The 12,034-nt window shown below is 37.1% G+C and carries 8 protein-coding genes; 5 read left to right on the top strand and 3 right to left on the bottom strand.

Going from position 1 to position 12,034, the window contains the following annotated elements; genetic code table 11:
• Window positions 1–9 precede the first annotated feature (9 nt).
• From KG732_RS10160 to ytxJ, 3 genes are read right to left on the bottom strand one after another with little or no spacing between them, the layout of a single operon-like run.
• Entirely contained in the window at window positions 10–1,341 is a 1,332-nt protein-coding gene (locus KG732_RS10160) for an MFS transporter (protein WP_213523233.1), read from the bottom strand.
• A gap of 49 nt (window positions 1,342–1,390) precedes the next feature.
• Entirely contained in the window at window positions 1,391–2,215 is an 825-nt protein-coding gene (locus KG732_RS10155) for a M48 family metallopeptidase (RefSeq protein ID WP_213523231.1), read from the bottom strand.
• Window positions 2,216–2,218: 3 nt separating this feature from the next.
• Window positions 2,219–2,626, bottom strand: a complete 408-nt coding sequence (gene ytxJ / locus KG732_RS10150) for a bacillithiol system redox-active protein YtxJ (protein WP_213523229.1) — start codon at window positions 2,624–2,626, stop codon at window positions 2,219–2,221.
• A 217-nt stretch (window positions 2,627–2,843) separates the two neighbouring features.
• Between ytxJ and clpB the strand changes: the two genes are divergently transcribed.
• From clpB to KG732_RS10125, 5 genes are all read left to right on the top strand, one after another.
• Entirely contained in the window at window positions 2,844–5,450 is a 2,607-nt protein-coding gene (gene clpB / locus KG732_RS10145) for an ATP-dependent chaperone ClpB (protein WP_213523227.1), read from the top strand.
• A 218-nt stretch (window positions 5,451–5,668) separates the two neighbouring features.
• Window positions 5,669–7,447, top strand: coding sequence for a long-chain fatty acid--CoA ligase (locus tag KG732_RS10140; RefSeq protein WP_213523225.1), 1,779 nt, complete (start codon window positions 5,669–5,671; stop codon window positions 7,445–7,447).
• Window positions 7,448–7,549: 102 nt separating this feature from the next.
• A complete protein-coding gene (locus tag KG732_RS10135) occupies window positions 7,550–8,809 on the top strand; it encodes an exonuclease domain-containing protein (protein WP_213523223.1) in 1,260 nt (419 codons plus the stop codon).
• 57 nt (window positions 8,810–8,866) lie between these two features.
• Window positions 8,867–9,577, top strand: coding sequence for an SAM-dependent methyltransferase (locus KG732_RS10130; RefSeq protein WP_213523221.1), 711 nt, complete (start codon window positions 8,867–8,869; stop codon window positions 9,575–9,577).
• 123 nt (window positions 9,578–9,700) lie between these two features.
• Window positions 9,701–12,034, top strand: a 2,334-nt coding sequence (locus KG732_RS10125; protein ID WP_213523219.1) for a PKD domain-containing protein, incomplete at its 3' end; no start/stop codon positions are given.

Here is a 12,034-nt window from a genome sequence, read left to right as displayed (position 1 = left end):
ATTAAACAGTCACCTTATTAACGTCGGCACTCGAGAAAGTAAAATAATTCCAACGATAAAGAAGACGATTAAGAATAGAATAGGCTCTCTCATGGAACCACTTAATTCTCCTACAACAGCAAAAATGAGCATACCTATAACGATTCCTATTTTCTCTGCCACATCGTAAAAACTAAAGTAAGAAGCAGTGTCTGGATTTCCATCAGGAATCATTTTAGAATAGGTACTGCGTGATAAAGATTGTATGGATCCCATTACGAGCCCAACAAATCCTGCTGTTATATAAAATTGCATAGGAGTTACCACAAAATATCCATAAACGCATATGACAGCCCATAGTATATTAATAACGATTAAGGTTTTAATGTTACCTAGTTTTCGCGAAAGCAAACTAGCCAACCAAGCTCCAAAAATAGCTACCAATTGAATCAATAGAATACTGATGATCAATCCCATGGTCGCACCATCCTCTTCCCATTGCACCTCTTCTGTACCAAAATAGGTTGCCACTAACATAACAGTCTGAACCGCCATACTATAGATAAAAAAGGCTCCTAGGTAACGTTTCATTTGCAGGTTAGCCGATAGGCTTTTGTATATTTTTTTGAGTTCTTTAAAACCATTAGTAAAAATGTTTTTTACCTCACTTCGGTCCTTTTTAGTTCCTAAAGGCAAGTACTTATAGGTGTATTGAGCAAAACCCATCCACCACAGTCCTACTAGAATAAAAGAAAGCTGAAACGAATAGAGTTGGAAATACGCATTATCAGGCAACAAACCATCTTCTGGATAAAACCCCCCTTCTAACAATACTAGACAAATAATAAGGAGCAAGACACTTCCTATATATCCCATAGAGAAGCCCTTAGCACTAATAGCGTCTTGCTGCTCAGGAAATGCAATATCTGGAAGGTAGGAATTATAGAAAACCAAACTTCCCCAAAACCCGACCAGTGCCAGTAAATAAATCAATAAACTGTTCCACAAATAATCAAAGCTAAAAAAGGACAGGCCTATACAACTAAAAGCTCCTAAATAACAGAAGAATTGCAAAAATCGTTTTTTATTACCTGAATAGTCTGCAATACCAGAAAGAATAGGAGATAGGATACTTACGATTAAAAAAGCAATAGCTGTGGTAACGATAATAATGGATTCATTATTAACTCCTTGAAGTATGTCTGGTACATTTCCTTCTTTAAAAGCTTTGATACTTACAGCGGCATAAAAGATCGGAAAAATGGCACTATTAATTACTAGGGAATATACGGAGTTGGCCCAATCGTAAAATGCCCAAGCATTGAGTAACTTTTTGGAGCCTCGAGGTAGAATTTTTTTCATAAAAAAAGGGTTCATTAAGAACCCTTTAAAAGTATGTGTTTTTAGACGTTTATTGAAAAGAAGTTACTCCGTATTTTGCAGCTTCGGCTATTGCTTCAGAAGCCAAACTTTTTAAATTGGCAATACGGCTGTCATTAGACGGGTGTGTGCTTAAAAATTCTGGTGGTGCTTGTCCAGCGTTATTGGATTTCATACGTTCCCATAATCGAGCTCCTTCTTCTGGGTTATAACCAGCAATAGCAGCAAGGTAAAGACCTATTTTATCTGCTTCTGTTTCATGTGCTCTAGAAAATGGCAACATACCTCCTACTTGAGAACCTATACCATAAGCTTGATTGATAAGCTGTTGAGATTCTTTACTTGCTCCAGCTGCTTGACCACCTACTGCAACTCCTACAGCTCCTAATGCTTGTACTTGTGAAGCGCTCATGCGCTGTGCACCGTGGTTGGCTAGGGCATGAGCCACCTCGTGACCCATTACTATGGCAACACCGGTTTCTCCTTGACAAATAGGTAAAATACCTGTGTAAAAAACAATTTTACCTCCGGGCATACACCATGCATTTACAGTTTCATCTTGAACCAATTTATAATCCCATTGGTAATTAGCTAAGTACTTTTCTTCGCCGATGGCATTCAACCATCGTTGAGCTGCTGTTTTTATTTTTTGGCCTACTCTAGTAATCATTTCAGACTCTTTAGTTCCTGTGACTACTTTGTTTTCTCCTAAAAACTGATCGTACTGGGTAAAAGCCATAGGGAACAAGGTACTATCTGGTACAAAATTCAAAGTTTTTTTACCTGTAAAGACATTAGTTTTACAAGAAAATAGAACAAAAACTAGAGCTATTAATAGGTGTTTATTGGGATGCATGATCTATTTTTTGCGTGCAACAATTTGTTGAACTTTTTTAATATCAATACCTTGATGAGATTCTGTGTGTAAAATCTCTTTGTTGTAAAGTATAATCACCTGTGGCGATTGGTGCACTACATTAAGCCTATTGGCAACGGCTGCACTTACTTCTTTGTAATTTAATAGGTCTAAAAAATAAAAGGTAACTTCGTCATCGTTTTTTTCAAAACCATTTTCAAACTGCCTTAGAACCATTCTTGAAATCCCACATCTGGTGCTATGCTTAAAAATTACCTTTGGTTTTAAAATAGAGTTTTTGATCACATTCTCTAACTGATCTATTGATTCTAGAGGTTCCCATTGTATTCCGGTTAGTTCCTTTATTTCCTTATTTGGCTGTTTTTTAAACAGCTTATCCATAAATTTCATAGCATTTGTTTTGTAGGTTGCTTTCGCAAAAAGCGGACAAGCAATAGGTTTCTTTAATAAAAAAAACTAAATTACAACTATCTGCAGTTCCGATAAGCAAAATCGTAAAGCTTTTATAAACACGACATTATGTCTGTTAAAAACACAAAAAAAACTGTCGAGTTGTCAATTTTTATAAAGGGTATAAGAATTGAAATGATGTTTAAAAAAAACGATCATGAATCCAAATAAACTAACTACAAAATCACAAGAGGCGCTGCAAAAAGCGCAGCAACTGGTACAAGAATACGGTCAACAACAAATAGAGAATGCACACTTGTTTCTTGCTATAACTATGATAGACGAACATGTATTGCCCTTTTTATTTAAAAAACTTCATGTAAAATTAGATTTGGTAATACAATTAATTAAAAGTCAAATTGCGTCTTTACCAAAAGTAGAAGGTGGTGAATTGCAAATGTCTCGAGAAACCAATAGCGTTTTCAATGCAGCGATGACCCTTGCCACAAAGATGAACGATGAATATGTAAGTATAGAACATTTACTTTTAACGATTTTTGATGGAAATTCAAAAACTGCTCAATTATTAAAAGATCAAGGCATCTCTAAAAAGAACCTAGAATCGGCAATTGAAGAATTGAGAAATGGGAATAAGGTTTCTTCTCCAAATGCCGAAGAAACTTATAACAGTCTTAAAAAATACGCCAAAAACCTCAATGAACTCACCGATCAAGGCAAATTGGATCCTGTGATCGGGCGCGATGAGGAAATACGCCGAATATTACAAATCCTTTCCCGACGCACCAAAAACAATCCTATTCTTGTTGGAGAACCTGGAGTTGGTAAAACGGCTATTGCCGAAGGCCTTGCGCACCGTATAGTTGCCGGTGATGTTCCAGATAACCTTAAAGAGAAGCAAATATATTCTTTGGATATGGGCGCTCTTATTGCGGGAGCCAAGTATAAAGGAGAGTTTGAAGAGCGCTTAAAAGCAGTGATCAAAGAAGTGACCTCTAGTGAAGGAGACATTGTTCTTTTTATTGATGAAATCCACACTTTAGTAGGTGCTGGCGGTGGGCAAGGCGCAATGGATGCAGCAAATATTTTAAAACCTGCGCTTGCTCGTGGTGAGTTGAGAGCTATAGGAGCAACAACTTTGGACGAATACCAAAAATATTTTGAAAAAGATAAAGCTTTGGAACGTCGCTTTCAAAAAGTAATGGTCGATGAGCCAGATACCGAAAGTGCGATATCCATTTTAAGAGGTATTAAAGATAAATATGAAACCCATCATAAGGTGCAAATAAAAGATGAAGCGATTATAGGTGCTGTCGAGTTGTCTCAGCGCTACATCACAAACAGGTTTTTACCGGATAAAGCTATTGACCTCATGGATGAGGCAGCGGCAAAGCTGCGTATGGAAATCAATTCAAAGCCTGAAGAACTTGATGTACTCGACCGTAAAATCATGCAGTTAGAGATTGAACACGAAGCTATTAAAAGAGAAAATGACGAGACTAAGTTAAAGAATCTGAGGTCTGAATTGGCTAATCTTAAAGAATCTCGCAACGAACTCAACGCACAATGGGAAAATGAAAAAAGCGTTGTCGATAACATTCAAAACGCTAAAACTGATATTGAAAACTATAAACTTGAAGCCGAGCGTGCCGAGCGCGATGGAGATTATGGGAAAGTAGCCGAATTGCGATACGGAAAAATAAAACAAGCCCAAGAAAAACTGGACAAATTGCTTGCTGATATGGAAGCAAATGACAATTCTAACAACTTGATCCAAGAAGAAGTAACTTATGAAGACATCGCTGAAGTTGTTGCTAAATGGACTGGAATTCCGGTTACTAAAATGCTTCAAAGTGATCGTGAGAAACTATTGAAACTAGAAGACGAACTTCACCACAGAGTGGTAGGGCAAAAAGAAGCTATACAAGCGGTCAGCGACGCTGTAAGAAGAAGTCGTGCTGGATTGCAAGATCAGAAAAAACCTGTTGGTTCGTTCTTATTTTTAGGAACTACAGGAGTTGGTAAAACAGAACTAGCCAAAGCTCTAGCAGAATTCCTTTTTAACGATGAAAATTCTATGACACGTATTGACATGAGTGAATATCAAGAACGTCATAGTGTAAGTCGATTAGTAGGTGCACCACCTGGATATGTAGGTTATGATGAAGGTGGGCAACTTACCGAAGCAGTGCGCAGAAAGCCTTATAGCGTGGTATTGCTAGATGAAATTGAAAAAGCCCACCCAGATACGTTCAACATTTTATTACAGGTACTCGATGAAGGAAGATTGACCGATAATAAAGGTCGCGTAGCAGATTTTAAAAACACCATTATTATCATGACTTCTAACATGGGGTCAGATATCATACAGGAAAATTTTGATAATTATAAAGGAGATATTGCTAGCCTTACAAAAACAACTAAAAAAGATGTTCTTGGCGTTTTAAAACAACGTGTACGTCCAGAATTCATTAACCGTATTGATGATATTGTCATGTTTACTCCGCTTAATGAAGAGGAAATTAAGCAAATAGTAAGTTTGCAGTTTAAAGGAATTACTAAATTGCTAGAGGCACAAGGAATTGTTATTGATGCCACAGAGCAAGCAATTGAACTGCTGGCGAAGAAAGGTTATGATCCACAATATGGTGCCAGACCTGTAAAGCGGGTCATTCAAAAAGAGGTTCTTAACGAACTCTCCAAACAGCTATTATCTAGTAAAATAAGTACGGATAGTGTTGTTCTTGTTGATGCTTTTGAAAACAAATTAGTTTTTAGAAACCAAACAAAAACGGTAAGTTTTTAGTTGCTAAACTGGTAAATCGCTACAATCAAAGGCAACATCAATGGCCTTTTAGGAAGTAAAAAAGCCTCTTCTTAGTTAAGATTAGGCTTTTTTGATACATGAGACTGTTAAAAATTACGCTTTCGCGAAAGCGAGAGCCAATAAATTATAAGTATCATAAAAAGAGCGTTTGAAAATTCCCAATGTTTCACTACTTTGCCATAACGAAATAATTGAACATGCAGTATAAAAGACTTTTTGATTTCCCTCAGTACCAACTAGAAACATTTCCACGTGAAGATGCCTTAGTTTCAAAAGTAAATGGGGTATGGATAAAAACTTCTACGCAGTCCTTTGTAGAGCAAGCAAATGCTGTCTCTAGAGGTCTTCTAAGATTAGGAGTTCAAAAAAATGATAAAATAGCTATCATTTCTACCACTAACAGAACCGAGTGGAACATCATGGACATAGGAATTATGCAAACTGGTGCCCAGGATGTACCTATCTATCCCACTATTTCTGAAGAAGATTATGCATACGTCTTGAATCATAGTGAATCAAAATATGTTTTTGTTTCAGATCGAGAAGTTTATGAGAAAGTCATGAATATTAAAGATCAAGTGGCTTCTTTGTTAGAGGTGTACTCTTTTGAAGATGTTACCGGATGTAAAACTTGGAAAGATGTTAAACAATTAGGTGAAGATGATAGTAATCAAGCAGTGCTAGAAAGTATCATGGCTTCTATCGATGTAGAAGATCTTGCTACTTTAATTTATACTTCTGGAACTACTGGACGCCCAAAAGGGGTCATGTTATCTCATAAAAACATTTCTAGTAATGCCGTGACGAGTGCGGGAAGGTTACCTCTAGAACTTGGTCAATCAAAAGCTTTAAGTTTTTTACCTGTATGTCATATATATGAGCGAATGCTTCAATATATGTATACTTACACCGGTACTGGAATTTATTTTGCAGAGTCACTGGAAACCATTTCAGATAACCTAAAAGAAATCTCTCCTGAAGTAATGAGCGCGGTACCTAGATTATTGGAAAAGGTCTATGATAAAATTATTGCAAAAGGAAGCGATCTTTCTGGTATTAAGAAAAAACTCTTCTTTTGGGCCGTAGAACTAGGTTTAGAATGGGAACCTTACGGAGCAAACGGATGGTGGTACGAGAAAAAACTTGGCCTTGCAAAAAAAATAATTTTCTCTAAATGGCAAGAAGCTCTTGGTGGTAATTTAAAAGCTATTGCTAGTGGCAGCGCAGCTTTACAACCTAGATTAGCAAGAGTGTTTAACGCAGCAGGAGTTCCTGTAATGGAAGGATATGGACTTACTGAAACAAGTCCTGTAATTTCCGTCAATGATATGAGAGGTGGTGGTTTTAAAATAGGTACTGTGGGTAAAATGTTGCCTGATACAGATGTCATCATTGCTGAGGATGGAGAAATTATGATAAATGGTCCACAACGCATGATGGGTTATTACAAGGATGAAGAAAAGACAAAAGAAGCCATTGATGAAAATGGCTACTTCCATACCGGAGATATTGGGGAAGTTGACTCTGAAGGTTTTCTTAAAATTACGGATCGTAAAAAAGAAATGTTCAAGACTTCTGGTGGGAAGTATGTAGCTCCTCAATTAATTGAAAATACCATGAAACAAAGTCGTTTTATCGAACAGGTCATGGTGATAGGTGAGGGCGAAAAAATGCCTGCCGCTTTGATACAACCTAATTTTCTTTTTCTTACGGACTGGGCAAAGCGCAAAGGAATCGCATTTGAAAACTGGAATGACCTATGCAATAACGAAAGAGTCATTGCTAGATACCAAAAAGAAGTTGAAGAACACAACCAAAAATTTGGAAAATGGGAGCGTGTTAAAACCTTTGAACTTACACCCGAAGAGTGGACCATTGAGGCAGAACACTTGACCCCTACTCTTAAATTGAAACGCAGAAATATTAAAGCACGCTACCAGGATCTTTACATCAAGATCTATGGTTCAAAAATTTAATAAGTCATTGCATAAATTACCTAAAGCCGTGTTTATAACACGGCTTTTTTTAGTAGCTTACGCCTAATAATATAGACCTAATGGTCTTTTAAAAATTCAGAATTGTACGCAATAATAGATGTAGAAACCACTGGTGGAAAGTATAATGAAGAGGGTATTACTGAAGTCGCCATCTATAAATTTGACGGTCATGAGATAGTTGATCAGTTTGCAAGCTTAATCAATCCAGAAAAGGAAATTCAGCCATTTGTGGTAAAACTTACTGGAATTAATAACGCCATGTTAAAACGCGCTCCTAAATTTTATGAAGTAGCAAAAAGAATTATAGAAATTACAGAAGGGGTAACGCTAGTCGCACATAATGCCGATTTTGACCACCGTATGTTGCGTTTGGAATTTGACCGGTTAGGATTTGATTATATGCGCCCAACACTTTGCACAGTAGAATTAGCTCAGAGCCTCTTACCAGAACAAAATAGTTTTAATCTAGGCAAACTAACTAAGGCATTAGGAATTCCTATTACCGATAGGCATAGAGCAACCGGTGACGCACTTGCCACCGTAAAATTATTTAAATTATTGCTTCAAAAAGATGTAGATAAAAAGATCATAACACAAAATTTAAAATACTTCAAACCATTACAAATAGAACCCAACCTTAAAGTAATACTCGAAAACATCCCCAATACTACTGGAGTATTTTACATTTATAACTCAAATCGAGAAATCATTTATATAGGGAAAAGTAGAAATATAAAAAAAAGAGTCACTCAAATCTTTACCAGTTCCAGTAAGAAATCTAAAGAGATTCAAAAGCAAGTAGCTGATGTTACTTTTGAAAAAACTGGAAATGAATTAATTTCTATCCTTAAAGAATTTATAGAAGTGAAAAAGCATCAACCTATCTGGAATGGGACGATAAAAAAAAGCAATTTCTCACATGGATTATATGTTCATATTAATGAGAAAGATCAACCTAGTCTACAAATTAAGTCGGCCGCCAAAGATCCTAATTATCTATTGAGCTTTTCCTCTTCCAAGTCTGGAACTAATTTTATGGAAAAGCAGGAAGAAGATAATAAATCCCCTCAAGAAATTATTGCTGTAATAAAAGAAAAGTTTAGTCTTTTAGAAAAAAGCAAGATCATCGTTGATCGAGGTCGAGAAACAAGTGAGCGCAGTGTTATTTTAATAGAAGAAGGTAAAGTTATAGGTTATGCATTTGTGAATCTAAGAATACAAATGACGGATTCTTCCATGCTCAAAAACCTATTAACCCCTATTGAAGAAAGTAAGCAAGTGACTCATATAATAAGTAGTTACTTAAGACATAAAAGAGTCTATCAAGTCATTGATTTTTAAACACTTCGCTTTCGCGAAAGCGAAACAACTATTCAAAATAAACCCAGAATACAAACCATGGAAGAAAAAGGTAAATTATTTCTAATACCAGTACCTTTAGGAGACATAAGTCCTTTAGAAGTGCTGCCGCTATCTGTAAAAAAGGTGGTAGGAATGGTCGATCATTATATCGTAGAAAACGAAAAGACAGCTAGAAGGTTTATAAAAAGTATTTATCCATCCAAACAACAAGCTTCTTTAGAATTTGCTAGCCTCAATAAATTTACAGAAAAAAGTGAATTACCAGCCTTTCTATTGCCTTGTTTAGAAGGTAAAAACATGGGCCTTATGAGTGAAGCGGGAGTTCCTGGAATTGCAGATCCTGGTGCTGATGTTATTGCCATCGCCCATGAAAAAGGAATACGAGTACAACCCCTTGTTGGTCCTAGCTCCATCCTTATGGCTATGATGTCCAGCGGTTTAAACGGGCAAAATTTTGCGTTTAATGGATACTTGCCTATTGATAAACACGAACGACGTAAAAAGATAAAAGACCTTGAAAATAGTTCTTTAAAAAATCAGCAATCTCAATCCTTTATAGAAACACCTTATCGCAATAACAAAATGCTAGAAGAGTTACTACTATCCTTATCTGGAAACACAAAAGTATGCATTGCATGCGATATCAGTCTACCTACAGAATTCATAAGAACTTTAAGCGTCGACCTTTGGAAAAAGCAGATTCCTGAACTTCATAAAAGGCCAGCAATGTTCATCATTCAAGGATAGCTGTAAATTAACACTTGTATTACGTATACATTTACCCTTATAACATGTCTATGTATCGCCTTACTGTTCGATTCAAGGATTTCAATAAAATTGCGTATTTTAGGGCCTCCAAAATTAACAATAATGAAAAAATTATTCCTCTTAATTTTTATATTTTTTCCAATAATAGGCTTTGCCCAATTAGAAGCCGCTTGGTGGTTTTTTGGGACAAATGCCAGCGTAGATTTTAATTCTGGCGCTCCTTTAGCAGCGCCTGCGGGTAGCCTAAGTACTGACGAAGGTTGTAGCTCTATATCCGACTCCTGTGGAGTCCTGCAAATGTATTCTGATGGAACCACTATTTGGAATCGAAATGGTGTCCCTATGCCTAATGGTACCGGTCTATCTGGGAATTCATCTAGTGCGCAATCGGCTATTATTATACCTGATTTAGGTAGTACCAGTAGGTATTTTGTCGTTACTATTGGGGGGTTTACAGGTTTGAGATATAGTATTGTTGATATGACCCTAAACGCAGGGCTTGGTGATGTTTTACCGGGTCGACGAGATATTCTTATACAACAGAACACTCAAGAAAAGGTGACCGCAGCCCTGAGCGATAACGGTAATTTTTATTGGATCGTAACTTTTGAAGATGGAGTGTACAGTTCCTATCCAGCTGCTGGGGGTATTATACTTCCATCCAGAGGGGTTAATTCAATTGTTCCAGGTACCAATGGATTGTCTGACGCTCGTGGATATATTAGATTATCTCCAAATGCTACTAAAATATCAAATACCTCTATAGGCAATCCTGGAACTGCGTGGCTTGCGGACTTCAACAATGTAACTGGGATAGTAAGTAATCCTATTGCCTTAACCACACCTGGTACTCGTAATAGATTCTATGGTACAGAGTTCTCTCCAAATTCGCAATTGGTTTATTTAAATGCCAATTCTAATGATACTGGAAATGGTTGTGGAGCTACAAACACACGAGAGATTTTACAATATAATATTAATAGTGGTGGCGGTTGGAACTCTTCACCAGTTGTGCTTGCCGCGACTGGAGCAAATAGTGGACGTGGTGCTTTGCAACTAGGAATTGATGGTAAAATTTATCACGCTAGAGTATGTCAAAATTGGTTAGGAGTGATAAGAGATCCTGATGTAGTTGGTGTTGGCGCAGCTTACACCGATGATGGAATTGCTCTAAATAATAATTCTCGAGAAGGACTGCCACCGTTTATCACTTCCTTTTTTGAACCTTCTTTTAGCTCCTATGTTGCTGGAAGTGCTTCTGGAGGCTCTATCAACCAAGTGGATTTTTGCGACCAAACTCCTGTTCAATTTGAAGCCTCTACAACTGATTTCTGTCCAACTTCAACGGTGACTTGGAATTTTGGAGATGGAAGCCCAATTAGTACCTTAATGAATCCAATTCACACCTTTCCTGGCCCTGGTGTTTATAACGTTACATTAATCGTTCGTAATGGTGGCTTTAGATTTACTGCAACCTCAGATATTACTATATACTCCAACCCTATTTACAATATAGTGGCCGATGTGTTTCTTTGTGATAGTGATGGAGACGGAATAGAAAGCAGAGATCTTGATGTAGTAGAAACTCCTCAAGTACTTGACATGCAAACCAACCCTAACTACGTAGTTGCTTATTTCTTAACTCAAAATCAAGCTGATAATAACGTGGGTGCTATTGCGTTACCTTACGATTTCCCGTTAGGTACGACCACAGTATATACAAGGATTACAAATGATGAAAATGCTATTTCTAGATTGTGTTTTGATACCGGGTCCTTTGATGTAATAGTTGCTAGTGGAGCTGGGGCCTCACGTCCAGCAGATTTAAATAATTGTGATAATGATAATAATGGCTTCTCTACTTTTGATTTGACATCTACAGAAACAGAAGTGCTTAATGGTTTACCTGCCAGTGCCTTTACAATTTCTTATTACAATACCGCCGCTGAGGCAGGAACTGGAACGAATCCTATTACAAATCCAACAACTTATACGAACGTCACGGTAACTACGCAACGAGTTTTTATTAGACTTCAAGATAACAGTCCTAGTGGCTGCACCTCCACTACTGAAGTAGATCTATTTGTTTGGGATACTCCTATTGCAAATCCAATAATGGATACAACAATATGTGATGTGGCAAATGACAGCTCAGAAATCATACTTTTAACTGACTTTGATAACGAGGTTCTTGCTGCTCAAACAAATCCTGATTATGTAATTACTTATCACCTAAATCAAGCTGATGCTGATGCTGGTGCAAATGATCAAGCATCCCCATTTGACCTTACGGCAACAACAACTTTCTTTGCTCGTATTGATAACCTGAATAACGAGCCTTGTTTTGACACCTTTTCATTTACAGTGAGCTTAGATACACAACCAGTAGCCAATCCAGTAGCGACCTACAGGTTGTGTGATGACCCGTCTAACGAT

Source organism: Nonlabens sp., from assembly GCF_018401815.1.
Lineage (GTDB): Bacteria > Bacteroidota > Bacteroidia > Flavobacteriales > Flavobacteriaceae > Nonlabens.
This window is presented reverse-complemented; position numbering and strand designations above follow the sequence as displayed.